Source organism: Rhodococcus sp. G-MC3 (genome assembly GCF_030063335.1).
GTDB lineage: Bacteria > Actinomycetota > Actinomycetes > Mycobacteriales > Mycobacteriaceae > Rhodococcoides.
The window spans coordinates 161,999-188,363 of the sequence record NZ_JASISW010000005.1 but is presented as its reverse complement, the minus strand read 5'-3'; the positions used below and the strand labels follow the sequence as shown (position 1 = coordinate 188,363).

Annotated in this window: 23 protein-coding genes; 3 read left to right on the top strand and 20 right to left on the bottom strand. The window is 63.0% G+C overall.

Annotation, left to right across the window (positions count from 1 at the left end; translation table 11 throughout):
- Window positions 1-35 precede the first annotated feature (35 nt).
- A complete protein-coding gene (locus tag QMK17_RS07160; RefSeq protein ID WP_283507832.1) occupies window positions 36-275 on the top strand; it encodes a hypothetical protein in 240 nt (79 codons plus the stop codon).
- Between the two features lie 33 nt (window positions 276-308).
- Here the strand turns inward: QMK17_RS07160 and dnaE are convergent, their stop codons facing one another.
- The 4 genes from dnaE to lspA all read right to left on the bottom strand — a co-directional run bounded on the left by dnaE (window position 309) and on the right by lspA (window position 6,397).
- On the bottom strand, window positions 309-3,845 hold the full coding sequence (dnaE, locus tag QMK17_RS07155) for a DNA polymerase III subunit alpha (RefSeq protein ID WP_283507830.1): 3,537 nt from the start codon (window positions 3,843-3,845) through the stop codon (window positions 309-311).
- 316 nt (window positions 3,846-4,161) lie between these two features.
- Window positions 4,162-4,827: a hypothetical protein gene (locus tag QMK17_RS07150; protein WP_283507828.1), complete on the bottom strand. Its 666-nt coding sequence runs from the start codon at window positions 4,825-4,827 to the stop codon at window positions 4,162-4,164.
- Window positions 4,824-5,750 (bottom strand): RluA family pseudouridine synthase, encoded by a 927-nt coding sequence (locus tag QMK17_RS07145; protein ID WP_283507826.1) that lies wholly within the window; start codon window positions 5,748-5,750, stop codon window positions 4,824-4,826. The genes QMK17_RS07150 and QMK17_RS07145 overlap by 4 nt, the downstream gene beginning before the upstream one ends.
- On the bottom strand, window positions 5,747-6,397 hold the full coding sequence (lspA, locus tag QMK17_RS07140) for a signal peptidase II (RefSeq protein ID WP_442972704.1): 651 nt from the start codon (window positions 6,395-6,397) through the stop codon (window positions 5,747-5,749). The genes QMK17_RS07145 and lspA overlap by 4 nt, the downstream gene beginning before the upstream one ends.
- A 91-nt stretch (window positions 6,398-6,488) precedes the next feature.
- On the opposite strand from lspA, the gene QMK17_RS07135 reads away from it, so the two are divergent.
- On the top strand, window positions 6,489-7,424 hold the full coding sequence (locus tag QMK17_RS07135) for a hypothetical protein (protein WP_336620134.1): 936 nt from the start codon (window positions 6,489-6,491) through the stop codon (window positions 7,422-7,424).
- A complete protein-coding gene (locus QMK17_RS07130) occupies window positions 7,421-8,167 on the top strand; it encodes a hypothetical protein (protein WP_283507823.1) in 747 nt (248 codons plus the stop codon). The genes QMK17_RS07135 and QMK17_RS07130 overlap by 4 nt, the downstream gene beginning before the upstream one ends.
- 71 nt (window positions 8,168-8,238) lie before the next feature.
- Here the strand turns inward: QMK17_RS07130 and QMK17_RS07125 are convergent, their stop codons facing one another.
- The 16 genes from QMK17_RS07125 to murD all read right to left on the bottom strand — a co-directional run bounded on the left by QMK17_RS07125 (window position 8,239) and on the right by murD (window position 26,360).
- Window positions 8,239-8,748: a hypothetical protein gene (locus QMK17_RS07125; protein WP_283507822.1), complete on the bottom strand. Its 510-nt coding sequence runs from the start codon at window positions 8,746-8,748 to the stop codon at window positions 8,239-8,241.
- 157 nt (window positions 8,749-8,905) lie between these two features.
- Entirely contained in the window at window positions 8,906-10,201 is a 1,296-nt protein-coding gene (locus tag QMK17_RS07120) for a DNA polymerase IV (protein WP_442972703.1), read from the bottom strand.
- 87 nt (window positions 10,202-10,288) lie between these two features.
- Window positions 10,289-10,936, bottom strand: a complete 648-nt coding sequence (locus tag QMK17_RS07115) for a peptide deformylase (protein ID WP_283507821.1) — start codon at window positions 10,934-10,936, stop codon at window positions 10,289-10,291.
- On the bottom strand, window positions 10,933-14,064 hold the full coding sequence (gene ileS / locus QMK17_RS07110; RefSeq protein ID WP_283507819.1) for an isoleucine--tRNA ligase: 3,132 nt from the start codon (window positions 14,062-14,064) through the stop codon (window positions 10,933-10,935). The genes QMK17_RS07115 and ileS overlap by 4 nt, the downstream gene beginning before the upstream one ends.
- A gap of 327 nt (window positions 14,065-14,391) precedes the next feature.
- The gene (locus QMK17_RS07105) at window positions 14,392-14,562 is read right to left on the bottom strand and encodes a hypothetical protein (RefSeq protein WP_283507818.1); all 171 of its coding nucleotides are present in this window, start codon (window positions 14,560-14,562) and stop codon (window positions 14,392-14,394) included.
- 90 nt (window positions 14,563-14,652) lie between these two features.
- Window positions 14,653-15,501 (bottom strand): DivIVA-like cell division protein Wag31, encoded by an 849-nt coding sequence (gene wag31, locus QMK17_RS07100; RefSeq protein ID WP_283507817.1) that lies wholly within the window; start codon window positions 15,499-15,501, stop codon window positions 14,653-14,655.
- Window positions 15,502-15,661: 160 nt separating this feature from the next.
- Window positions 15,662-15,949: a YggT family protein gene (locus QMK17_RS07095; protein WP_283507815.1), complete on the bottom strand. Its 288-nt coding sequence runs from the start codon at window positions 15,947-15,949 to the stop codon at window positions 15,662-15,664.
- Window positions 15,950-16,050: 101 nt separating this feature from the next.
- Window positions 16,051-16,719 (bottom strand): cell division protein SepF, encoded by a 669-nt coding sequence (locus tag QMK17_RS07090; RefSeq protein ID WP_283507813.1) that lies wholly within the window; start codon window positions 16,717-16,719, stop codon window positions 16,051-16,053.
- 119 nt (window positions 16,720-16,838) lie between these two features.
- The gene (locus QMK17_RS07085; protein ID WP_283507811.1) at window positions 16,839-17,633 is read right to left on the bottom strand and encodes a YggS family pyridoxal phosphate-dependent enzyme; all 795 of its coding nucleotides are present in this window, start codon (window positions 17,631-17,633) and stop codon (window positions 16,839-16,841) included.
- Between the two features lie 8 nt (window positions 17,634-17,641).
- Complete coding sequence (gene pgeF / locus QMK17_RS07080; protein WP_283507809.1) at window positions 17,642-18,370, bottom strand: peptidoglycan editing factor PgeF; 729 nt, start codon at window positions 18,368-18,370, stop codon at window positions 17,642-17,644.
- A gap of 32 nt (window positions 18,371-18,402) precedes the next feature.
- Window positions 18,403-19,665: a cell division protein FtsZ gene (gene ftsZ / locus QMK17_RS07075; RefSeq protein WP_283507807.1), complete on the bottom strand. Its 1,263-nt coding sequence runs from the start codon at window positions 19,663-19,665 to the stop codon at window positions 18,403-18,405.
- A gap of 231 nt (window positions 19,666-19,896) precedes the next feature.
- Window positions 19,897-20,712, bottom strand: a complete 816-nt coding sequence (locus tag QMK17_RS07070; RefSeq protein WP_283507805.1) for a cell division protein FtsQ/DivIB — start codon at window positions 20,710-20,712, stop codon at window positions 19,897-19,899.
- Window positions 20,709-22,238 (bottom strand): UDP-N-acetylmuramate--L-alanine ligase, encoded by a 1,530-nt coding sequence (gene murC, locus QMK17_RS07065; protein ID WP_283507803.1) that lies wholly within the window; start codon window positions 22,236-22,238, stop codon window positions 20,709-20,711. The genes QMK17_RS07070 and murC overlap by 4 nt, the downstream gene beginning before the upstream one ends.
- A gap of 17 nt (window positions 22,239-22,255) precedes the next feature.
- Window positions 22,256-23,407 carry an undecaprenyldiphospho-muramoylpentapeptide beta-N-acetylglucosaminyltransferase gene (gene murG / locus QMK17_RS07060; RefSeq protein WP_283507801.1) on the bottom strand — a complete coding sequence of 384 codons (1,152 nt, stop codon included), beginning with the start codon at window positions 23,405-23,407 and terminating at the stop codon, window positions 22,256-22,258.
- Window positions 23,404-24,888: a putative lipid II flippase FtsW gene (gene ftsW / locus QMK17_RS07055; protein WP_283507799.1), complete on the bottom strand. Its 1,485-nt coding sequence runs from the start codon at window positions 24,886-24,888 to the stop codon at window positions 23,404-23,406. The genes murG and ftsW overlap by 4 nt, the downstream gene beginning before the upstream one ends.
- On the bottom strand, window positions 24,885-26,360 hold the full coding sequence (gene murD, locus QMK17_RS07050; RefSeq protein WP_283507797.1) for a UDP-N-acetylmuramoyl-L-alanine--D-glutamate ligase: 1,476 nt from the start codon (window positions 26,358-26,360) through the stop codon (window positions 24,885-24,887). The genes ftsW and murD overlap by 4 nt, the downstream gene beginning before the upstream one ends.
- Window positions 26,361-26,365: the final 5 nt, after the last annotated feature.

Genomic DNA, 26,365 nt, shown 5'->3' with positions numbered 1-26,365 from the left:
GGACGGAACGCAGCAACACCGAACGGAGCACGCCGATGACCTACGCACTCTCGAGCGCACCCGAACGTCAATCTGCCGTGCACACCGTCGATATCGCAGGGACCGCGTGGCCGGTCTACAAGGTAGAAGCTCTTGCGCTGGGAATTCTTGTGTTCCTCGGCTCGCTTGCGCTCAGCTCGTCGCTGCAGCTCGCCGTACTCGCGAGCGCTTCGTCGACGGTTGTCGCATGGTGGACGCTGATGCTCGTCGAGCGCCACTCCGCCGCACGTCGGTAATCCGCTCAGCTGTTGGTTCACAGCTCACAGCCATCAGCCCGTTAAGCACCCTGGACCGAGCAGTGCCTTCAGATCACCCATCAGCGCCGACGTCGGCGTCACCCGCAGGCTGTCGTCCAGCTTCATCGCGGTGACTTTGTCGCCGCTGACCAACCGCAAGTGCACATCCGATGTACCTGGATGACTCATCAGCACCTTCTTCAGCGCACCGACCTTATCTGCGGTGCACAGTCTCGTCGGGAGACTGACCGCGAGCGGTCTGGCGACACCGACTGCCGAAAGGTCAGGCACAGCAAGGTCGTTGGCGATAAGTGAAATTCGATCGTCTCGCACCGACACACGTCCCTTGACCAGGACGACCGAGTCCTCGGTCACATCGGCGCCGAACACCGAGTAAGACTGGGGGAAGAACAACACTTCGATACCGCCGACGAGGTCCTCCAGCTGAGCGGACGCCCACGTCAAACCGTTCTTGTTGATACGACGGTTGACCGAGGCAAGGATGCCGCCGATGGTGACCTGCGTGCCGTCCTTGACGTCACCTTCGAGAATCGCCGGGATATTGGTGTCGGACTGTGCTGCAAGCATATGTTCGACGCCGAGCAACGGGTGGCCCGACACGTACAGACCCAGCATTTCTCGTTCGAGCGCCAAACGATGCTTGGACTCCCATTCCTCATCCGGCACACGGACATTGAAGACCGCAGAGATGGACTCGTCGGCGTCCTCGCCACCGAACAGATCGAACTGGCCGATAGCCTCGGCCTTCTTGGTGCCCATCACCGCATCGATTGCGTCGGCGTGGATGAGCATCAAACCCTTGCGCGGATGATCGAGCGAATCGAAAGCACCCGACTTGATGAGCGATTCGGTGACCTTCTTGCTGCAGGCCACGGCATCGATCTTGTTCAGGTAGTCCGAGAAATCGGTGTACTTGCTCTTCTCTTCTCGTGCCCTGATGATCGACGCCACGACGTTGGTTCCGACGTTGCGAACCGCGCCGAGTCCGAAGCGAATGTCCTTGCCCACCGACGCGAAGTTCAGCTCGGACTCGTTGACATCCGGTGGCAGCACAGTGATTCCGAGCTTGCGGCAATCGGCCAGGTAGATGGCCGACTTGTCCTTGTCGTCACCGACGCTGGTGAGCAGACCAGCCATGTACTCGCCCGGGTAATTGGCCTTGAGGTACCCCGTCCAGTACGACACGAGCCCATAGCCTGCGGCGTGAGACTTGTTGAACGCGTATCCGGCGAACGGAAGAATCGTGTCCCACAGTGCCTTGATGGCCGGCTCGGAGAAACTGTTCGTGAGCATTCCTTCACGGAATCCTGCGTACGCCTCCTCCAGCACCGACAGCTTCTTCTTACCCATCGCGCGTCGCAGAATGTCGGCCTGGCCGAGCGAATAGCCGGCGACCTTCTGCGCGATCTGCATGATCTGCTCCTGATACACGATCAGGCCGTACGTATCCTTCAGGATCTCGGCAAGCGGGATTTCCAACTCGGGATGAATTGGCTTGACCTCTTGACGACCGTTCTTACGGTCGGCGTAGTCGTTGTGCGCGTTCATTCCCATCGGGCCTGGGCGGTACAGCGCCAGCACCGCAACGATGTCTTCGAACCCCGTGGGCTGCATCCTACGGAGAAGGTCTCGCATCGCACTACCGTCGAGCTGGAACACGCCGAGAGTGTCTCCGCGAGCCAGCAATTCGTAGGTCGCCGGGTCATCGAGGCTTAGTTTGTCGAGATCGAGTTCGATTCCGCGGTTGCTCTTGATGTTGTCGATGGCGTCACCGATGACGGTGAGGTTGCGTAGACCGAGGAAGTCCATCTTGAGTAGGCCGATGGCCTCGCACGACGGGTAATCCCAGCCGGTGATGATGGCGCCGTCCTGAGCGCGCTTCCACACCGGGATGGCGTCGGTGAGAGGCTCGGAGGACATGATGACCGCGCAGGCGTGGACGCCTGCGTTTCGAATCAGGCCTTCGAGCCCTCGCGCGGTCTTGTAGATGGTTGCGACGTCGGGGTTCGAGTCGATGAGCGCACGAACTTCGGTGGCTTCCTTGTACCGCTCGTGCGAAGGGTCGGTGATGCCTGCGACCGAGATGTCCTTCGCCATGATCGGCGGCGGCAGAGCCTTGGTGATCTGATCGGCGATCGCGAACCCCGGCTGCCCGAACTGCACTCGTGCGGAGTCCTTGATGGCAGCCTTGGTTTTGATGGTGCCGAACGTGATGACCTGTGCGACACGGTCGGTGCCCCACTTCTCGGTTGCGTAGCGCACCATTTCGCCGCGGCGACGATCATCGAAGTCGATATCGATATCGGGCATCGACACGCGCTCGGGGTTGAGGAATCGCTCGAACAGCAGGCCGTGGGGCAGCGGGTCGATGTTGGTGATACCCATCGAGTAAGCGACGAGCGATCCGGCGGCGGAACCACGACCGGGTCCGACGCGGATACCGACCGATCGTGCATAGGTGATGAGGTCACCGACGACGAGGAAGTAGGCCGGGAAGCCCATCTCCAGGATGACGCTGATCTCGTACTTCGCACGGTCTCGGTACTCCTGCGGGACACCGTCCGGAAAACGCCATTCGAGGCCACGATCGACTTCCTTGGCCAGGAACGATCCCTGCGTGTCCCCCTCGGGAACAGGGAAGATCGGCATTCGGTCCCGGTGTGCCCACACATCGTCGTACGGCTGAACGCGCTCGGCGATCAGCAATGTGCTGTCGCAGGCGCCAGGGACCTGGTCGTCCCACAGCTCACGCATCTCGGCGGCCGACTTGAGGTAGTAGCCGTCACCGTCGAACTTGAACCTCGTGGGGTCACTGAGCGTCTTGCCGGTCTGAATACACAGCAGCGCTTCGTGGTTCTCGGCAGCTTCCTTGGTGACGTAATGGCAGTCGTTGGTCGCGAGCGGCGGGATCGACAGTTTCTTGCCGATCTCGAGCAGTCCCTCGCGCACACGCCGCTCGATGGAGAGCCCGTGGTCCATCAGCTCGAGGAAGAAATTGTCCGGTCCCCAGATCTCACGCCATTTGGCCGCGGCTTCGAGAGCCTCACGGTCCTGTCCGAGCCGAAGACGAGTCTGAACCTCTCCCGACGGGCAGCCCGTGGTGGCGATGATGCCTTCCGCGTGCGTAGCGATAATCTCCTCGTCCATGCGTGCCCATTTGCCGAGCTGGCCTTCGATGGACGCGAGCGAGGACAGTTTGAACAGATTCCGCACTCCGGTGGCGTTCTCGGCGACCATGGTCATGTGGGTGTAGGCACCGCTACCGGACACGTCGTCCGATTTCTGGCTTCGATCGCCCCACAGAACGCGCTTCTTGTTGAAACGTGACTCGGGAGCGATGTACGCCTCGATGCCGATGATCGGCTTGATGCCGGCCTTCTTGGCTTCGTTGTAGAACTCGCTCGCCCCGTACATGTTGCCGTGGTCGGTCATGCCGACGGCTGTCATCTCCAACCTGCTCGCTTCGGCGAACATCGGTGCAATCTTGGCCGCTCCGTCGAGCATCGAATACTCGGTGTGGTTGTGCAGATGAACGAACGAGTCAGCCACGAAGGTTCTCTCCTGATGGTCGAGCGGCAGAGCAAAGGTGTACAGCAGCCGAAGAGGTGCGCCGGCTGGAGTGAACCCACTCTATTACTTCGGTACGACTTCGGTCGCAGTCCCCGGTGTGTCTCGTCCCCGCGTGTCTGTCCCATGCCGATGGGCCGGTGCTCGACCCCGAGTACGGCTCGGAATCAACCACACTGAACAGCAACCATGGCAGCGTCCGAACCAGTGCGTTCAACGTCGCAACCGCATCTTCGTAGTACGCCCGAGGCTTTTCACGCCACGGGAGCCACGCGATCCACAACCGCCGCTGCGGCGTTCAGGGAGGCGGGACGGGACCGTCGTCGGGAAGTGGACCCACGACGTCGACGTAGTCGGGCAACAATGCGCGCACCGCGAACTTCCCGGCGGTGGCGCCCTGCGGCAACGCTTCGACCACGCGCACCCCAGGCTTCGCCTGCATCGAGAGCAGTGCATCTGCGGCCGCATGCACGATCAAACCCACGACGCAGTAGCAGCCTGCCGCGAGCCGGGGGGCCGACGCGGCGTCGATCCGGGACTGTCGATCCCACTGCCCCACCGACCCCTGAAGCGTCGTCGCTGCGGCATTCTCGGATTCGAGAATTGACTCGGGGCTCCCCGAGACTCCGATCGCAATGACCTGTGTCTGTACTCGATCTATCGACACGCGAACGAGAACCTGAGCAACGCGTTCCCCGGTTGCCACCTGTGCTACCTGCTCCGGCGACGACGAACTGTCGAACGAGACAAGAGCCCAGTGCAGGTCGGGATCGCCGGCGAGGTCGGCGAGGCCGGCGCGCGCACGGCCAAGGTAATCGGCAACGGTTTCACTGTTGTCGGGCCCCAGTGCGTCGGTGCTCACGACGGGATGCGGCAATGGGTTGGCGGCGCCCACCACCAGGCACAGCAGCAGCGCCGCCACGACGAGTGCGCACGCCTCGACTGCTCCCCGCAACCAGGTCATACCTTGCGAAGCACCTCGAGCGCATGTTCGAGGTCGGCCGGGTACTGGCTTTCGATCTCGACCCACCGCCCGTCGGACGGATGAGCGAATCCCAAAGATTTCGCGTGCAACCATTGCCGTTCGAGTCCGAGGCGCTCGGCCAACCTGGGGTCGGCGCCGTAGGTCAAGTCGCCACAGCACGGGTGCCGCAACGCCGAGAAATGTACCCGAATTTGATGTGTACGACCGGTTTCGAGATGAACGTTGAGAAGGCTTGCCGCTTGGAACGCCTCGATGGTGTCGTAGTGCGTGACACTTTCCTTGCCGTCGGCTCGGACCGAAAACTTCCAATCGTTGCTGCCGTGTCTGCCGATGGGCGCATCGATGGTTCCACTGCTTGGATCCGGATGACCCTGTACCAGTGCGTGATAGCGCTTGTCGATGGTCCTCTGCTTGAAGGCTCGCTTGAGGAGTGTGTACGCCCGCTCCGATGTCGCAACAATCATGACACCGGAGGTTCCCACGTCGAGGCGATGGACGATGCCCTGGCGCTCGTGCGCGCCCGACGTGGAAATTCGGAAACCAGCGGCAGCGAGGCCGCCGATGACCGTCGGACCGGTCCACCCGACGCTTGCGTGGGCAGCGACACCGACAGGTTTGTCGACCGCGACGACGTCGTCGTCGGCGTAGAGAATTTCCATACCTTCGACCGGCTCGGCTTCGATGGTGAGTTCGCGGGCAGGCTCGGGTAGTTCGACTTCGAGCCACGTTCCCGCCGACAGCCTGTCCGACTTGCCGACAGCGTTGCCGTCGACGGCAACCGATCCTTCTTCAGCCATCGCGGCGACGACGGTACGCGAGAGACCAAGCAACCGCGACACGCCTGCATCGACTCTCATTCCGTCGAGCCCGTCCGGGACCGGCATCGAGCGTGATTCCCTCATGCCTCACCCTCGGACTGTGCAACCGCATCGGCCTTCTTGCTGTGCGTGCGCTGTCCGTTCGGTTCGAAACCGAACAGGCTGAGCACAACAAGAAGTATCGCGCCACAGACGATCGACGAGTCCGCAACATTGAACACCGGCCACCAACCGACCGACACGAAATCCACGACGTGCCCCTGAAGCGGTCCTGGTGCGCGGAAGAATCGATCGATCAAATTCCCGAGTGCACCGCCGAGGACGAGTCCGAGGCCCAGTGCCCACCACGGCGACCGCAGAGTCCTGCTGATCCGGATGACTGCGATGACCACGCACACTGCGACGATGGTGAGGAGCCACGTCATCCCAGTCGCCATCGAGAACGCTGCGCCCGGGTTGCGGACGAGACGAAGGGTGACGACGTCGCCGATGATCTCCACCGGCTTGCCCGGCGCAATCCACTGCACGACCGCAATCTTGGTGATGAGATCCAGGGCCAGAATTACAAGGGCGATCAGCACCAGGAGACGCGTACGAAGCGGCTTGACCTCGCCCGGCTGCACTGTGCGATGTGAGGCCGAGGGGTCGTTCGTCGTGTCGTCCTCAGCGGCAACGTCGTGGACTTCGGGGTTCTCAGGGGTGTTCTGATGGATAGGGCGGTCATCACTCACCGCTCTATCATGTCCCATCCCTGGCGGGTAGTTCACATCCGGATCCGTCGCCGTGAACTACGACCCGTACGGGATACGTAGCCTGGGTGCCGTGATCTCGACATCGAAATCCTCGACGCGCAGTCTGCGCGCCCTCTCGGCAGCAGCCGCAGTGGCACTTGTCCTCACCGCCTGTGGGTCTTCCACCGATGATCCTGCAGACGGCGCCGACGCATCGAGCACCCCAGCAGGAATCTCGCTCCCGGTCACTCCGGTTACGACGACTTTGGTGAATCCCGGTGCGGAACCGCGCGCCGCACTCAGTCCGTCACTGTCCGGCGAGCAGTCCGTTCAACTCGTCACGCGGTCGACGGTGACGCAGCAGATCAACGACGAGGCCATACAAGATTTCTCCACTCCCGAACTGACGCTTCCGCTGACCGCGGCGGCCCCGACGTCGGATGACAACCGAGAGGTCGCCCTCAGAATCGGCACTGCAACGTCCGCCGATCAACGTTTGACAGAGGCCCTTGCCCCCGCTGACGGCTCAGAAGCCGGGTTGACATTCACCGACACGGGAGCCGTCGCCGCCCTCCAGATCACCCCGGCCGACGGAGCCCAGGATTCAGCACGCGCAGCCATCGAACAGGCGCTCAACCAGGCTGTGTACCGTTCGATTTCGTTTCCGGACACCGATGTCGGCGTCGGCGCCGTCTGGACCGTGGAACAGCAGGTGATCAGTGGGCTCACGCTGAATCAGAAGACCACCGCCACACTGCGCTCCGTGGACGGCGACCGCGTCACCGTGGACATTCGAATCGATCAGACTCCCGAATCGACGACGTTGGCTCTGCCCGACGACACGGGCCAACTCGCGATCGACTCGTACACGATGACCGGGACAGGCACGTTGGAGATCGACCTCACGAAACCGTTGCCGGTCTCGGGGAACGTCATGGTCTCGGGCAACCAGCAATACAGCGACCCCGGGGGCACGACGGTCCTGCGCCAGGACATCAGTGACACGCTGCAGTGGACCACCCTGTGAGGCGCGCAGCGACCGTCGCGACGGTGTCCGCAGCGATGATCATGCTTGCCGGCTGCGGTTCGGACGAGACTGCACCAGCCGCCTCACCACCGCGGACCGATCCAGGTCCCGCGGTTCCCGCTCCTGAACCGCTTCTCGGCGGCCCGATAGCCGATTCCGCTGCGCTCGAGGCGGCGATGCTCGACGGCGGGGAGCTACCCGACGGGTACTCGGCAATACCTGATCCGGTTCGCGACCTCGGGCTCGACCCTGCGCCGGACTACGACGCCCCCGACCGGTCGAGAACTGATCCGGCGGGCTGTGGCGACGTGCTCGCTGCGGTCTCGCAGCAGGCAGCGGGCGCAGTCTCGAACGCCCAGGTTCGATACTCCGGACCGAACTTCTCCTCGATCGACGAGGATGCGGCCAGTTACTCGGACGCCGGAGCAGCCGGAGCATTCGCGAGGCTCCAAGAAACGTTTGCGGCATGCGGTCAGTATTCGGGAACGGACGCCGACGGCGTCGCTGTCGTCTATCGAGTCGGTAGCCGAGATCAGGAACAGGTCGGCGATGCGTCGACCTCGATTCGGCTCGAGACCACCAGCGAAGGCTTCACACTGATATCGGACGCCGTTGTCGCCGTCGTCGACCGGACGGTGGTCCAGTTCGTCGTCACAAGCCAGGAAGGCGTCGATCCGGCGTCGTTCACGACTCTGGCCACTGCTGCGGCCGACAAGATCCGTGGGGCGAACACCGGAGTGTGACCAACACACGCCGATGCCGGTGTCTCCCGTAGGAAACACCGGCATCGGTATCAGGCAAAAAGGTCAGAGAATCAAGCGCACGCAGGCGAGGTCAGCTGCGCGAGCTGAACCAGACCACAAGCGTTGTCCTTCGAGAGCTTCCACTTGCCGTCTTCGGCAACGAACGTGAAGCTGCCCGGGTTGGCCTGACCGTTCAACGTGATGGTCGTGCCTGCATTGAGGGTGCCGTCGCCGAGATCGTCGACGCTGGTGACCTGAATCTGGGCACCGTTCTGTACAGCTGCTGCGGCGACCTGGTTGATGAGGTCGGGATCCGCCTCGGAGCCCTGGATGAGCTCGGTCTTCTCCGCGAGCGGGACCGCGGGATCGAGTCCGCGCGACAGCTCGGCGTTGAGCTCTTCCGCAGTCGGCACCGGCGGGTAATCGCCCGACGCCTGGGGTGCAGCAGATGCAGACGATGCTGCCGACGACGTCGTTGCCGGAGTGTCACTGCCTTCATCGGAGCTGCAGGCTGTCATCGTCAGCGCTGCGGCGATCGCGACGCCTGCAACCATGGCCTTACGGGTGTTACGGAGCTTCAACTGCTTGGTCCCTTCGGTGTAAATACTCGTACTCGGTCACTTGTTGTACTCGGTCACGTACTTCAGGTCGGCACAGTCGACCCTCTCGGCTGTTCCACTATGCCATCCCAGAACCCACGCTGAAAGCAACCTGGCTACTCACGGGTAGGAATCACTGTCATTGCAGACTGTCGATCGGATCTGCCACAACGAGCAACTCGTCCCCCTCAGCGAAGGTCCGCGAACGACCCGGTCCCGAAGACCGAGTCTCGAAACGAACCGTCACCACGGAATGGCCCGCCCCCTGAATCCATCCGTGTCCGTATTCAGGATGCCTTACATCCATGCCGGGATGCCACCTCGGGCTGTCTTCCTGCAGCTCGGGCGCTGGATCGTGGGCCGTTGCCTGCCCGTCCGGTTCGGCTACGGTGTCGTAATCGAGCTCGGGAAACAGTGACCCCTGCTGCACCGTCGACAGGCCCGCCAGACCTACTCCGACCAAGCGAATGGGACCGATCTCCACCGGATCGAGGGCTTGGCGCTGCGCCGCGGCAACGATGGTCTGTTTGTCCACAGTCGCGTATGGCAGCGTCAGCGATCGAGTGAGAATACTCATGTCCGATTTACGCAGTTTCAGCACCACCGTTCTCGCCCCACGCCCGTCCTTGAGCAACCGCCGGTGGGCGGCATCCGCGCTCGCGTCGACGGCAGTACGAAGCTGCGCGAGCGTGACGATGTCGTGAGCGAACGTGGTCTCGGCGCTCACTTGTTTCGCTTCGGCTCGCTCGGCGACTTCACGGTCGTCGATGCCCCGCGCCAGTTTGTGCAGACTCGGGCCGATGCTGCCGCCAAGGATGGACGCCACTTCGGATTCGGGAGTCGCGACGAACTTGCCGATGGTATCGATGCCGAGCCGTCGAAGCTTTTCGTCGGCGACCGGCCCGATTCCCCACAGTTTTCGCACGGGAAGCGCGGCCATGAGCGCTGTCTGCTCGTCTGGAGAGACCACAGTGACACCGTCCGGCTTGGCGAGGCCGGACGCGATCTTGGCGATCTGCTTGCCCGACCCAGCTCCGAGCGAGGCGACCAAACCGGTCTGCTCCCGCACGAGGGCTCGCAGCATCTCACAGAACTCGGCGACCTCGGCAGCGCTCGCTCCCGCGAGCTCTGCAGGTTCACCGAAGGCCTCGTCCATGGACAGCTGTTCGAGTATCGGCATCCTGGCGCGGAGACCGTCGAACACCTGTCGACTGAGCTCCTGGTAGAGAATTCCACGCGGCGGAAGGACCACCGCCCCTGCTCCGACCAGACGGCGGGCCTGATGCATCGGCATTGCCGAGCGTGCCCCGAAAACTCTGGCCTCGTAACTGCACCCCGCAACGACGCCTCGACCTCCTGCGCCCCCGACCAACACTGGGCGACCCCGCAGCGTCGGACGTGTCAGTTGCTCCACCGACGCGAAGAACGCATCCATGTCCAGATGCAACACCCAACGCCTGCTGCGGGAGTCGATCACAACGTTCGGAGCGATCGGCGACAAGTACCCCGACTCAACGACATGTCATACATTCTCGGCGGGGAAACCGAGCACCGAGGCCGCGCGCGCCGGAGACGGATCCGCCCACAGGTCTGCGTACACGTCGTTCGCTGCCAGCGATCGTGTGAGGGCTTTGTCGATGTACACGATGCCGTCGAGGTGGTCGGTCTCGTGCGCGACGATTCTCGCAGGCCAGCCGGCGAACTTCTCGTCGACCGTTGCCCCCGACAGGTCGGTACACCGCAACCGCACCCGCGCGGCCCGGGACACGACGGCTTGGTATCCAGGAACACTCAAGCATCCCTCGTAGAACGACCGGCGTTCGTCGCCGATCTTCGTGTACTCGGGATTGACGATCACGCGGAATGGAACGGGCGTGCGCATCCGAGTGGCCGCCACCTCGTCGCTGACCTCGTACATGTCCTCGATGACGGCGATGCGAAGCGGTATGCCGATCTGTGGTGCCGCCAGCCCCACTCCGGGCGCATCGCGCATCGTCGCACGCATCACCTCCACCAACCGGTCGAGCGTTCGGCTCTCCAACTGGTCGGTGAGCGGCTCCGCGGGTACGCGAAGGACCGGTTCACCGACAACCACGATCGGCACGACTCCGTCGCGAGCGGTAGCCAGCAGCTCGCGGACTACGTCCTCGTGCGTACGCCCGAGCATCATCTCGCCCGGCTGATCAGAACGCTGACTCCCTCACCGAGTGCGATCGCGTCCGAGCCCGTATCACCGTCCGTCAGGGACAGGGCAAGCACCTCGCCCGCAATCAAATCCCGGTGAGTGTCGAACCACTCGCGCCGATCTGCCGGAACCGAGACGACGATCTCGATGCGATCGGACACGTCGAGACCGAGATTACGACGTGCGTCCTGCAACTCTCGGATACGGTCCTTTGCCCAACCCTCGGCCTCCAGCTCGGCGGTCACCTGGGAATTGAGCACAACCAGCCCAGAGTTGCCCGGCAATGCTGCAGTGGAATCAGGCTCGGCAGCAACCAGTTTGCGGGTGTACTCGCTGGGCAACAGCTCAATTTCGGCAGCAGTGACCGTGCCGGACTCGTCCTCGCTCCACTCCCCGGCCTTGACCGCCTTGATGACCTTCTGCACATCCTTGCCGATACGAGGGCCCGCGGCCCTGGCGTTCACCACCAATTCGAACTTGCCGTGGACTGCGACGTCGTCGGTGAGGTCGACCTTCTTGACGTTCACCTCGTCCGCGATGATGTCCGCGTACGGCCGAAGCCGCTCGGCGTTCTCGGCGGCGACGGTTACCTCCGGCAACGGCAGCCGAACCCGAAGGTTCTGCGCCTTACGCAGACCCAGCACGGTCGAACACACAATGCGAACCTCGTCCATGGAATCGACCAGCTCGGGATCGGACGGCAGGTCTTCCGCTGCAGGCCAATCCGTCAGGTGCACCGAACGTCCGCCGGTCAGTCCGCGCCACACGACTTCGCTGACGAGTGGAAGCAACGGGGCAGCGATCCTGGTCAGTACCTCCAGCACTGTGTGCAAGGTGTCGATCGCGTCGGAGTTCTCGCTCCAGAAACGCGAACGCGACCGTCGTACATACCAATTGGTGAGCGCATCACAGAAGGTACGAAGCTCGTCGCACGCACCGGCGATGTCGTTGTTCTCTAGTGCATCGGTGATCGCATCACGCGTCGCGGACAACTTGGCCAGCACATACCGATCGAGCACGTTCGGCGAGTCGGTACGCCACTGCCCGGGCTTGCCCGCGTACAACTGCAGGAAGCTCCACGCATTCCAGATCGGCAGCAATGCCTGGCGAACGCCCTCACGAATGCCCTGCTCGGTGACGATCAGGTTGCCACCACGGAGGATCGGCGACGACATCAGGAACCAGCGCATCGCATCACTGCCGTCGCGATCGAACACCTCCTTGACATCGGGGTAGTTGCCCTTGGACTTGCTCATCTTCAGACCGTCGTCGCCCAACACGATTCCATGGGCTGCAACGGTTTTGAATGCAGGCCGATCGAAGAGTGCGGTCGCCAACACATGCAGCGTGTAGAACCAGCCGCGCGTCTGTCCGTTGTATTCGACGATGAAATCACCTGGATTATGAGTCTGGAACCACTCCTCGTTCTCGAACGGGAAGTGGACCTGTGCATACGGCATCGAGCCGGATTCGAACCAGCAGTCCAGCACCTCGGGCACCCGACGCATCGTCGACTTCCCGCTCGGATCGTCCGGGTTCGGACGGGTCAGATCGTCGATGTACGGACGGTGCAGATCGTCTGGGCGAACACCGAAGTCGCGCTCGAGCTCATCGAGACTGCCGTACACATCGAGGCGCGGGTATTCGGCGTTGTCCGAAGTCCACACCGGGATCGGGCTGCCCCAGTAGCGGTTACGGCTGATGTTCCAATCACGCGCCCCCTCGAGCCACTTACCGAACTGACCGTCCTTGATGTGCTCCGGAACCCAGGTGATCTCCTGGTTGAGCTCGACCATGCGGTCTCGAAACTTGGTGACCGCGACGAACCACGACGGCACCGCCATGTAGATGAGCGGCTGACCGCTCCGCCAACTGTGCGGATACGAGTGCTCGATGGTCTCGTGCCGAAGCAATCTACCCGCGGCCTTGAGATCCTTGATGATCACCGGATTGGCGTCGAAGACCATCAGACCTTCGTACGGCGGCACCAGCGAAGTGAACTTGCCACCCGGGTCGAGCGGCTGGACCACCTCGATGCCGTTTGCCGTCGCGACATCCATATCCTCCTCACCGAAAGCTGGTGCGAGGTGCACGATTCCGGTACCGGAGTCGGTGGTGACGTAATCAGCCTGCAGCACTCGGTGCGAATTGGCATGACCGAGGAAGAAATCGTACGGCGGAGCGTACGTCAGACCGACCAGTTCGGCTCCAATGTGCTCGGACAGAACCTCGGGGTCTTCGCCGAGCTCGCGTGCATAGTGCGCGAGCCGTTCGGCTGCCAGGACGTACCGCACACCGTCGGTTCCGCGCACCTGGACATAACGAACCTCGGGGTGAACCGCCATCGCTAGGTTCGACGGCAGAGTCCACGGTGTAGTCGTCCAGATCAAGGCGCTCGCACCATCGAGCGGCGATCCAGGGGCGGTCAGCGGCATCGTGACGGTGACCGCCGGGTCCTGACGCATTTTGTAGGCGTCGTCGAGACGAGTCTCCTGGTTCGACAATGGAGTCTGCTCGTACCAGCTGTAAGGCAGGACCCGGAAGCCCTGATAGATCAAGCCCTTGTCGTGGAGCGTCTTGAACGCCCACATGACCGACTCCATGAACGTCACATCGAGCGTCTTGTAGTCGTTGTCGAAATCTACCCACCGAGCCTGACGCGTCACATAGTCGCGCCATTCGTCGGTGTACTGCAACACCGACTGCTTGCAGTACGCGTTGAACTTGGCGAGACCCATCTCGTCGATCTCGGACTTGTCCTTGATGCCCAGCTGCTTCTCGGCTTCGAGCTCGGCGGGAAGCCCGTGACAATCCCAACCGAAGCGGCGCTCGACCTTCTTGCCACGCATCGTCTGGAAACGCGGAACCAGATCCTTCACATACCCGGTCAGCAGATGACCGTAATGCGGAAGCCCATTTGCGAAGGGAGGGCCGTCGTAGAAGACGAACTCCTCGGCACCATCGCGGTTCTCCACGCTTGCGCGGAAGGTTCCGTCGGCCTCCCATGCCGCGAGAACTTTCTTCTCGAGTTCGGGGAACGACACGCTGCCGGCTTTGGTGCCGGAGATGTCCACTCGGGGGTACGAGTCCTGGTCCGTTTGGCGATTGTTCATGTGCGTGCTCCTCCGTGCCGGCCGCCCCGAACAAGGGACGGTACGAATATCGGCACGGGGACGACGATCGACGTGTGGGACGTCGAACACCGCGGTACCACCCCGTTTGCATCGCGTTCGCTCACGCGTAGCGATGCCACTTCACTATCGGCTGTAACGGGCCGACCCGTTCGGGTCTACTGAGCGCACATGCACGCTGTTCTTCCGAAGGCTCCCCGGTGATAACCGGATCCACGCCGCACTCTTGTGTACTACCGCAACACCGACAAACCACTACGGCAACACTGACCAACTACTACGACAACACTAGCTGCGTTGTCGCTTGGTTTATTGCTCGGGAGGCGATTTGCGACCCAACAATGCACCTGCAAGCAACAGAACTGCACCGACGACACACACTCCGATACAACCCCACGCCCAGATCACCGATCCTGTCATCAAAGCGATGACCAGCAGAGCAAACCCCACTGCTGCCGCACACAGCGTCAGAACAAGCACGACATTCCTCGTTCCGGGTAGCCGGCACGGGAATGATCCCAGTTGCCACTGTCAGGTTCGGGGTGAGCCGTCACGCGCTGCGTGCGAGGCTCAGTTGTTGCCCTTTGCGTAGGACTGGCTGTAGCCGGAGGACTGGTTGTCCTTGTTGAAGTTTTCCGAACCGTTGTCGACGGGCAGTGCCGACGACCGGTTCTCCAACTCCTCGAGCTGCGACTCCAGGTACGACTTCAGGCGTACACGGTATTCGCGTTCAAAGGTCTTGAGCTGCTCGATCCGGCCTTCCAACACCGAGCGCTGCTCGTTGATGGTCGCCATGATCTCGGTGTGCTTGCGCTCGGCGTCCGCCTGGAGAGCATCCGCCTTTTCCTTGGCCTGCCGGAGCTGCGTCTCGGAGCGAGTTTGCGCGTCGGACAACAGCGACTCGGACTTCTGACGAGCGTCGGTCACCATGGCCTCGGAGCGAGTCCGTGCGTCGGTGACGAGGCGCTCGGAGTTGGTACGAGCGTTGCCGAGCAGTTGCTCGGACTCGGTCTTGGCGTCGTTCGTGAGCCTGTCGGCCATTTCCTGGGCAAGGCCCAGGATCTTCGCGGCCTGCATATTCGAGTCACCGCTCGATGAAACAGCAGCAACGGGTGCAGCAACCGGAGCGACAACGGGCGCGGGCTTCGGAGGCTCGACCGGCCGCGCAGGCTCGGGAGCCTTCTGCTGGACCGGCACGGGCTGCGAGGAGCCCTGACGTCCGGCGCTCTTGGCGTCGGACAGCTCCTGGTCCAGCTCACCCACACGCTGACGGAGGTCAGCGTTTTCTTCGATCAATCGCGACAACTCTTGCTCGACGAGATCGAGGAAAGCATCCACCTCGTCTTCGTTGTAGCCGCGCTTTCCGATCGGCGGCTTACTGAACGCGACATTGTGCACATCAGCTGGAGTCAGCGGCATGGAAGGATCCCTTCACGCGTCTTGAGGCGGTAGAGCAAGCATTCAGTTATATCCCATTCCGCATTGGCCGGAACAATCAAACTGTAACTGGCGTCCATTCTGTCACATCGGTCGCGCTGGTCGCGCTGGTCCCCGAAGTCTTCTTGCAAAAATCCTACGTTTACGATCCCAGGCTCTCCACCACTGTCATCAGAATGAAAACTCCGAACAGCAGCACCATGATCGACAAATCCAGTCGAACCCCACCCAGATTGACGGGCGGAATCAGCCGCCGAAGCAGCTTGACGGGCGGATCGGTCACCGTGAAAATCGCTTCGAGCAATACCACCACAATTCCCGTCGGCCGCCAATCTCGGGCGAACGTTCTGATGAATTCGACGATGATGCGACCGATGAGAAGAAGCCAGAAAATGAACAGTATGTAGGAGAGAACCGCGAACAAGGCCACAGGTCATACTCTGCCCGAAAAAAGCGGCTCGATCAAAGCGACCAGGTCAGACGGCCTGGCTGCCGATTCGAGCCGCCGATGTCGAGTCGGGCACAACCTTGTCATTGCTGACTGTAGAAGCCGGTCTCGGCAATTCGCCTGCGCTCCTGCGGCGATACGTCGATATCGGCAGGTGAGAGCAGGAACACTTTGGTAGCAACCTTGTCGAACGATCCACGAAGCGCGAACGCGAGGCCTGCAGCGAAGTCGACGAGCCGCTTGGCGTCCGCGTTGCTCATATCGACCAGGTCCATGATGACCGGTGTGCCATCGCGGAACCGCTCGCCGATGGTGCGGGCTTCACTGTAGTCACGCGGGCGCAACGTGGTGATCTTGGACAAAGGACCTCCGTCGTCGGCCACGGGGCTGCGGCGGGTCTCTGCCCGGACGTCCATCCGCGTATCGACCGCGAGATTTCCGCGGGTGGATGCGCCGCGACCGGCCATCGAAGCCGGCCGGGAGGAGCGCCCGCCGATCGGGGCCAGGGTCGGTGCTGGCCGGGGCGCGTCGTAATCGTCGTACTCGTCGACGCCGTCGTCCGATTCGGGACGGGAGGACCTGCGCGAGGAGAAGGACGGCTTCGCAAACTCGCGATCACTTCGGTCCTCGTCCCCATACGGGTCGCGGCCTCGCGAAGTCCGATGAGAATCCGGTTCGTCGAGGTAGTCGTCTTCGTAGTCCGCGAGCGGAACCATACCGAAGTACGCCTTGAACTTGTGCAGGGTGCTCATCGATCTGCCTTCCGTCGAGCTGGTCGTTCCGCGGGCTACTGCGCTCGCCGAAATCTGGTCGTTCCGCGGGCTACACTCCCCGGGCGGGTGTGTGTCGTACTGCCCAGGTTCGCACTGTGTCAGTTGTTACTGATGTGATCCATGGGCTCTACTGGCGAGGCTATCGGCCGAGAACCGAGTATTGCGGTACCGACACGCACGCAGGTCGATCCATGTCGGACGGCAGCCTCCAAGTCCGAAGTCATGCCCGCCGACAGTTCGGTAGCGCCGGGATGTTGCGCCACGAGACGACCGTGCAATTCGGCCAAGTCGGCAAACGCCTCTTCAGGATCGGCATCGATCGGTGGCACGGCCATCACACCCGACAGTCGGAGGTTCTCGGACGAGGCAACGCGGTCGGCGAGAGCCGCCAGATCCTCGCGTTCCACTCCCCCTCGGTGAACGTCACCATCGATGCTGATCTGGATCAGCACGTCCAATGGTTCCGTTCGGGCACCCTCGTCTACAGCCTTCGACACCGCCTTCTGTAGCGCGTCGACAAGCCTGTCACTGTCCACCGAGTGAATCGAACTCGCCCATCGGGCAACCGATTTGGCCTTGTTTCGCTGGAGGTGTCCGATCATGTGCCACCGCGGCGGCGATGCCTCGAAACCGGCGGCAAGATCGTCGACCTTGGCCGATGCTTCCTGCTCGCGGGACTCCCCGAAATCCCGGCAGCCGAGCCCGTAGAGGATCGCAACGTCGCGTGCCGGAAAGAACTTCGTCACTGGCAGAAGGCGTACGTCGTCGCTGCGTCCGGCCGACAGGCAGGCGGCAGTGAGTCGGTCTCGTACGAGGCCGAGGGCACGCGTGATCTCGGCAGTTCTGTCTACTGCTGTTCCGTCTTCAGAAATTCGTTCCGGATGCGAAGTCATGTCATCAGTCAAGCAGGCCTGGTGTCCATCCAGATCACGCTGGCCAGTCTGCCGGTCGGCGCACCGCGCCGGTGACTGAACAGGGTGCGATCTTCGATGGTGCACCTCGGGTCGAGCGCCACAGCAGGGACGCCGGCCCCCAGCAGCTGACGCCTGATTCCGGCACGGATGTCGAGCCCAGGCGTCTTCCTGACCGTGACTGACGAGCTACCGGGTAGGTGACGCTCGACGTCGGCCTGCATATGTGCAGGCACCTCGTACTGTCTGCCGCTCGCCGCGGGTCCGAGGAAAGCCCCGACCCGGCTCAGCACGGCACCCTGCGCCACCATCTCCTCGAGAACGCGAGGGATGATGCCGATCCGTGCGCCCACGCGGCCCGCATGCACCGCGGCGATCACGCCTGCTTGCTCGTCGGACAACAGCACCGGCACACAGTCCGCACTGAGCACCACCAGCGCCAGGTCGGTGGCTTTGGTCACCAGAGCATCGGTCACCGGAACCGGCTCGCTCACCGGCCCGTCGACGACCGTCACCGTGCGGCCGTGCACCTGCTCCATCCAGACCAGACGCTCGACACCGAGACCGAGCTCACGGCCGAGGCGCTCCCGATTGGCGGCGACCGCCGCTGGCTCGTCTCCTACATGGTCACCAAGGTTGAATGTGTCGAACGGCGCAGCCGACACTCCGCCGGCGCGGGTAGTAGTGACGCGCCGAACTTTGAAGTCTTTTCCCGTCACTGCTGCTCTTTCGAACTCCTCCGACACACCTGCTAGCGACGCATGAACGAAGGCACGTCGACATCGTCGTCGCCGTCTTCGTCGGACACCGGAACGCGCCTGCCACTGCTGCCCTGATCATTCGAGGGCCTGTGGTCACCGGAGGGCCTGCTGGACGAAGAATGCCCGTTGGCTCCCGACGACTGCAGGGGCGGCAAACTACTGCCCGCACCTGAACCGACCGAATCGCGGAATACCGACCCCGACTCGTTCGCATCGGAGGATCGCGAGGACACCTCTCCGGACCGAGCCGACCCGATCGGCCCGCGCGACGAGGCAGGCGCGGCCTCGACAGGACGTCGGGTGGGCGTTCCACCGTCGAAGCCGGCAGCGATGACGGTTACTCGCACCTCGTCTCCGAGCGAATCGTCGATGACGGTTCCGAAGATGATGTTGGCGTCGATGTGCGCAGCTTCCTGGACCAGCGACGCTGCCTCGTTGATCTCGAAGAGCCCGAGGTCAGAGCCTCCTGCGATGGACAACAGCACTCCACGCGCACCCTCCATCGATGCTTCGAGCAGCGGCGAGTTGATCGCAGACTCGGCAGCCTTGATAGCGCGACCCTCTCCGCGCGAGGAGCCGATACCCATCAGGGCACTGCCTGCCCCCGACATGACGCCCTTGACGTCGGCGAAGTCGACGTTGATCAGTCCGGGAGTGGTGATGAGGTCGGTGATGCCCTGAACACCGTTGAGGAGGACCTCGTCGGCGCTGCGGAACGCGTCCATCAGACTGACGGCAGCGTCGCCGAGTTGCAGTAGACGATCGTTCGGAATGACGATGAGTGTGTCGCAGGACTCACGCAGCTGCTGAATGCCGGTATCGGCCTGGCCGCCGCGCCGTTTGCCCTCGAACGAGAACGGACGCGTAACGACACCGACGGTGAGTGCACCGAGTTTGCGGGCGATGTTCGCTACGACCGGTGCACCACCGGTGCCGGTGCCGCCGCCTTCACCCGCCGTCACGAACACCATGTCCGCGCCTTTGAGTACTTCTTCGATCTCGTCCTTGTGGTCGTCGGCTGCTCGCCTGCCCACTTCGGGGTCGGCACCTGCACCGAGGCCTCGGGTGAGCTCTCGTCCCACATCGAGTTTGACGTCGGCGTCACTCATCAGAAGTGCTTGAGCGTCGGTATTGACCGCGATGAACTCGACTCCCTTGAGTCCTTGCTCGATCATGCGGTTGACCGCGTTAACGCCGCCGCCGCCGATGCCGACGACCTTGATTACGGCGAGGTAGTTGTGCGGGGGCGTCATTGGCTCTCGCCTTCCGTGGTTGTTGTCTGGTCTGTCGAACCCCGAGCAAAACTCTCAACCTAAACCACAGGCTTACAGTTATGTCAAGTACTCGACGCTCGGAACGCTATTCACCGAGGCGTCGATCCGCCATTAGGCGCGCCGACGACACGGAAATATTTTCTAGATCTCGACCATGCAAAAACGTGGTCAGCTGTTCTCGGATCTTCGAGATGTCGTTTCGTCGACGCACTACTTCGTAGTGGGGAGATCCGGGCTCGACACGTCGAGAATTTGTCCCGGCTGAGACAACAGCGCAAGAGCCACAGCCGATTTGCGCTCGGAGTTGTCCTGGTTGCCCCAGACGAGAGTACGACCGTCGAGCAGAAGAAATGATACGTCCGACACCGAACTCGCACGTACTTCACCGATTTGGCCGCGCAACGACACAGGCATCGAATCCAGTGCTGTGAGGGCGCTTTCGGTCGGTGGGTCGGCTGGTCCCGGGGATTGCGTGACAAGTCGCACGACCCCGGGCGCAGGCGGTGCCACCGCAAAATCCACACCCGTCGAATCCAATAGATGGGTTCCGTCCGGCTCGTCGACGAACACAACCGCTGCCCGTTCGGTCACGGTGACACGCACGGTCGACGGGTACATCCGTTGCACCCGAACCGAAGCCAGCGCCGGAATCGACGCCACACGTTGCGCTGCCGCGCCTGCGTCGACGCTGACGAGCCGTTCACCGAGCGGTACATCGAGCTCGGCGACGATATCCGTCTCCGACACCGACACCGCGCCGTCGACCTCGATGGCGCGAACCGACAACATCGGCGTGAAATACACGGCGCAGACTCCGGCGATGACGATAGCGGCCACTGCCGAAGCGATCAGAATAACTCGGCGCCTCGATCGCGCCACCCGCAACCGTTCGTCCTCGCGCACTTGACGTTTTCGGTCACGCTCGGCCTTCGAAGGGTCGGAAATCATTCTTGCCGCGTCATCTCGCCCGCCGCCGCGACGCTCGGCCGAATCCGTTCCGCGAGAACGCTGCGGACGTCGGGTCACTTCGATGCCTGGCTCTGTCCAATTCCGCCCCCACCGGTTCGGCCCTGTCCCACCCCACCGAGCCCGGTCCTGAAGTCCGTCCTGGAACGGAGTGCATCGAGAATTGGTCCGGCCAACATCGTCACGTCGCCTGCGCCCATGGTGATGATGACATCCCCCGGTGCGCTGAGAGAGGCGACCTGTTTCGCGACGAGCGAAAGGTCGGGCTGATAATTGACCGGTTTGGTCACCGCCGATGCCACCAACGCCCCTGTCACGCCAGGAAGCGGTTCTTCCCGTGCGCCGTAGACATCCAAAACCATTACCTCGTCCGCGAGGCTCAGCGCCTCACCGAACTCCACTGCAAAATTCTCGGTCCGCGAGTACAGGTGAGGCTGGAACACCACCACGACTCGTCCACGTTCACCATCCCCCGCAGCCCCGGCCACCAGCTGCTGCGCAGCGCCGAGTACCGCACGCACCTCGGTGGGGTGGTGCGCATAGTCGTCGAACACCCGCACCCCGTGCTCGCGCCCGCGGAGCTGAAAACGGCGGTGCACGCCCCCGAAGCTGGTCAGGCCGGCCAGCAGATCCGGGACTTCGGCTCCGACATTGACGCCGGCGGTGAACGCTGCGAGTGCATTGAGTGCGGTATGGCGGCCAGGCACGCCGAGTCGAAGTGTTCGCGGCTTTTCCTCGCCCCGCACCAGAAGCTGCGCGACGCCGCCGACGTCCTCGGGCTCCCACTGCAGCAATCTCACTGCCATCTCCACGTCACCGGACTCTGTATCGGCGGAACCGTACCCGAGCACCCGGACTCCGGGAAGTCCGCGTGCGTGTACGCGCCGTGCGAGTGCGGCCGATCCTGGATCGTCCATGCATGCGACCAGTACGCCGCCGGATGGAAGCAGAGCCGCGAAATCATCGAACACCTGGACGTATGCCTCGGTGGTACCGAAGTAGTCGAGGTGGTCGGCCTCGACGTTGGTGACGATCACGATGTCAGGTTTGTACTGCAGCAGCGATCCGTCGCTCTCGTCCGCCTCGGCGACAAAGACGTCTCCGCTGCCGTGGTGGGCGTTGGTGCCTGCCTCGTTCAGCTCCCCGCCCACTGCAAACGATGGATCGAAACCACAGTGCTGCAGGGCCACGATCAGCATCGATGTGGTCGATGTCTTTCCGTGAGTGCCCGACACCAGCAGGGTGCGGTAGCCCTCCATCAAGGACGCCAGCACTGCGGGCCGCAGTACGACCGGAATGCCTCGCTTGCCTGCCTCGACGAGTTCGGGGTTGGTTTTCGGGATCGCCGCGTGCGTGGTGACCACCACCGTTGGTCCCCCGGGCAGCATGTCGAGTGCGGACGCGTCATGGCCGACGCGTACCTCGGCGCCGCGAGCACGGAGCGCCAGAACGCCCCTGCTCTCCTTTGCGTCCGAGCCGGACACTTGGCCGCCCCGTGCAAGCAGAATGCGTGCGATTCCGGACATTCCTGCTCCGCCGATACCGACCATGTGAACTCTGGCGAGCTCAGCGGGAAGCTCGGACATGTCCGTCCTTTCACTCGTCACGTCTGTGACGCCTCGTGTCGTCTGCTCGACGCAACGTCGAGCACGATTCTGGCAACTGCGGTGGCGGCGTCCCTGTGTCCTGCGCTCGATGCAGCGATCGACATGCGGGCCAACCGTTCTGTATCGGTGACGAGATCCACGATGTCGGACGCGACATAGCTCGCATCCAGCGCACTGTCCGCCACGAGTATGCCTCCTCCTGCGTCGACGACGGGGCGTGCGTTGAGCTCCTGCTCGCCGTTGCCGTGCGGGAGCGGCACGTAGACCGCGGGCAAACCGGTCGCCGAGACTTCCGCCACTGTCATCGCGCCGGACCGGCACACTGCCAGATCGGCGGCAGCATAGGCCAGATCCATTCGGCTCAGATACGGCACCGCGATGTAGGGTGCGGCGGGATCGGTGGTCGCGACGTCGACGGTGTTCTTCGGTCCGTGCGCATGCAGCACAGAAATTCCGGCGGCAGCGAGTTCGGCTGCGGCACCCGATACCGCTTCGTTCAACGATCTCGCACCCTGCGAGCCGCCGAAAACAAGCAGAACAGGACCGTCGTGAGGAAGCCCGAAGTGCTCACGAGCGTCAGCGCGTGTCGCCGCGCGATTCAGACCGGTGATTGTCGGCCGCACCGGAATTCCAATGATCTCGGCGTCGTCGTGGCCCTTTGCCTTCACCCCTGAACCGGCAACGGCAGCGAGGACCCGCGTCGCGAATCTGGCTCCGACCTTGTTCGCTATTCCTGCACTGGCATTTGCCTCATGCACCACGATCGGGACGGCTCGTCGCCGAAGCCCACGACGTGCAGCCAAGTATGCCGGGAGCGCAACATACCCGCCGAAGCCTACGAGCACATCGGCGTCGACCTCGGCCAGCACTGCGCGAGTTCGGCGCACCGAGCGGACCACACGAGCGGGTAGACGTAGCAGGTCGAGCGTTGGTCTACGCGGGAGCGGAACGGGAGGAATCAGCTCGAGTCGGTAACCACGAGCAGGGACGAGCGTTGTTTCGAGGCCACGTTCAGTGCCGAGCGCGGTGATTCGTACGTCGGCATCGAGAGCGCGCAGGGCATCGGCGACGGCAAGGGCAGGTTCGATATGACCTGCCGTGCCACCTCCGGCCACCACGACGGAAACCGGTGTAGTTGGTGCATTCACCGTCGATATCCTTGCCCATCGGGATGAGGACGTCGAACACCGGGTTGCCTTGCCGCCCCACGCTGCGGATCGGGCTGCCGTTCACCTGCGCCGGAGCGACGGGGCGCAGGAGTACGCCCACCGACCTCGGCGTAGGCACGGTCGCCGCGACGACGCGGCACGGTGTCTCTGGATTCCAGACGCCGGCGATCGTCGCGATCGAGTGCAGGACGCGTCGACTTGGAGCGCGCGGCAGCAGCACGAAGCGGTGAGAACGACGCGGGCATCGGCAGTCGCAGCACGCGATCGAACCGAGATCGCTGACCCGCATGAAGAGCTGCGATCGCCTCGGGTTCGTGTCTGGCGGCGTTCGCGATGATGCCGAACATGAGCAACGTGATCGCCGTCGAGGATCCTCCGTAGGACACCAGCGGCAACTGCAGACCCGTGACCGGCAGCAACCCGACGACATAGCCGATGTTGATCATTGCCTGCGCGAAGATCCAGGTTGTCGACCCTGCCGCCAGCAGCCGAAGGAAAGGATCGACCGACCGCATCGCGATGCGAAGTCCGGTGTAGACGAACAGGGCGAACAAGCCGAGCACGGCCATGCAACCGATGAAGCCGAGTTCTTCCCCGATGATGGCGAAGATGAAGTCGTTGTGTGCGTTGGGAAGGTAACTCCATTTCGCTCGGCTCTGGCCGAGACCGACACCGAAAGGACCACCGTCGGCGAGAGAGAATTTCGCCTGGTTGGACTGGTAGCCGAGACCCTGAGGGTCGTCAGCGGGGTTGAGCCACGCCTTGATGCGATTGGACCTGTACCCGGCGGTGAACGCGAGCACGGTCGCCGCCGCGAGGCCGCCGCCGACGATGACGACGAACAGCCGGGCATTGAGACCGGCGAACCACAGCAGAGATACGAGGATGATGCCGATCGCGATCGCGGTACTGAGGTTCGGCTGCATCACCACCAGGGCCGCCATGAGCAGTGCCGCGGGCACCAACGGAATCAGCAACGACTTCAAACTGGCGTGCTCGCTGCGCCTCGACGCCAAAAGATGTGCGCCCCACAGCACGAGCGTCACCTTGGCAAGCTCGGACGGCTGGAACGAGACACCCGCGATGTTGAACCAACGCCGCGCCCCGTCGGCGCCTTCCGATCCGATCCCAGGAATCAAGACCAGCATCAGCATGACCACCGAGAGGCAGAACAAGGGAAACGACACTTTACGTAGAACCCGGACCGAGGCGCGAAGGGCTATGTAGAACGCGATGACTCCCAGTCCGACACCGATCAACTGCTGAGTGAACAGGGTGTAGGCCGACCCGTCGGTGGCGTACGCCTCGGCTGCGGACGATGACAGCACCATCACCAAGCCGAGCAAGGTCAGCAAGGCTGCAATTGTCACGATCAGATGAAACGACGCCAAGGGCCGACCGAGCCACAAACCGACACGAGTGCGCGGTGACGCCTGCGCCGCATCTCTGCTCTTGCTCATGACAATTGTCCGCCGGTGCTGCCGATCTCGGATGAGTCCAATGCCTCCACCGCTGCCACGAAACTGCGACCCCGGTGCCCGTAGTCGACGAACATGTCGAGAGATGCGGCTGCCGGCGCCAGGAGGACGGTGTCCCCGGGCAAGGCACGACGCGCAGCTTCTCGGACAACAGATCGCATCACTACTTCTGCATCTTCAGTCACAAGAGTCACTCCAGCATCGTCTCCCGTCGGGAACGTCACGACGGGAACATCCGGGGCGTGTCGCGCCAAAGCCTGTGCGATCTTCGCCCCATCACGACCGATGACGACCACTGCAGCGAGCCTGGGAGCCACTTCGGCGACGAGTTCGTCGACCGATGCACCTTTGAGAAGTCCACCCGCGATCCAGACGACCCGATCGTGAGCAAGCAGAGACGACCGTGCCGCGTGAGGGTTCGTGGCCTTCGAATCGTCGACGAACGTCACCTCGTTCAGCGTCCGCACGACTGCCGCGCGGTGCGGCCCGACCTGGTAGGTACGCAAGCCGTCGGCGACGGCGTCGGCAGATACACCTATCGCACGCGCCAACGCTGCGGCAGCCAAAGCGTCCATGCGTCCTGCTGGTCCCGCCGGAACAATCTCGCTGACCGGGATCAACCGAACGGCGTCACCGAACGCGTAGTCGACCAGGGTGTCGTCCTGAACACCGAGCTCGCCGAGCGCAGGCACCGCCAATCGGAAGCCGACCACGCGACCTGCAGTCGATGTTTCCGCCAGAGCTGCCGCACGTGCATCGTCGAGGCCCACCACCGCGACATCACCGGTCAGGGCGCGCGCTTTCGACGCGGTGTAACCGTCCATTCCGCCATGCCAGTCGAGGTGATCCTCCGCGATGTTGAGGACGACGCCTGCCGCGGGACGTACCGACGGCGCCCAGAACAGCTGAAAGGAGGACAGTTCGACCGCGAGAACTGATGGGTGCGGTGTCTCTTGCAACGCATCGAGGACGGGAAGGCCGATATTTCCGCATGCAACCCCGTCGAGTCCGGCGGAGTCGAGAATCGATGCCAGCATCGAAGTGGTCGTCGTTTTTCCATTGGTGCCGGTGACCACGAGCCACTGCGCCGGTGGTCCGTACATCCCGGTGCGATCGACACGCCACGCGAGTTCGATGTCGCCCCAGACCGGGATCCCGTGTGCGCGCGCCGCAGCCAGCACCGGGGAGTCTGGACGAAATCCCGGACTGGTCACCACCAGGGCGATCCGATCGAAGGTCGCGTCGTCCGCTAAAAGATCCTCCTGCGAGATTCCGCCGGCCCCGAGTGCTCGCGCCTTGTCGAGGGCGCCAGGATCGGAATCGGTGACCAGAACCTCGGCCCCCAAGTCGCGCAGAGGCCCCACCGTCGCAAGTCCGGTGACCCGCGCCCCCGCGACGAGGACAGTCTTGCCGCTCAGCCAACCGAGATCTTCGGACACCGTCGTCGTGGACATCGCTT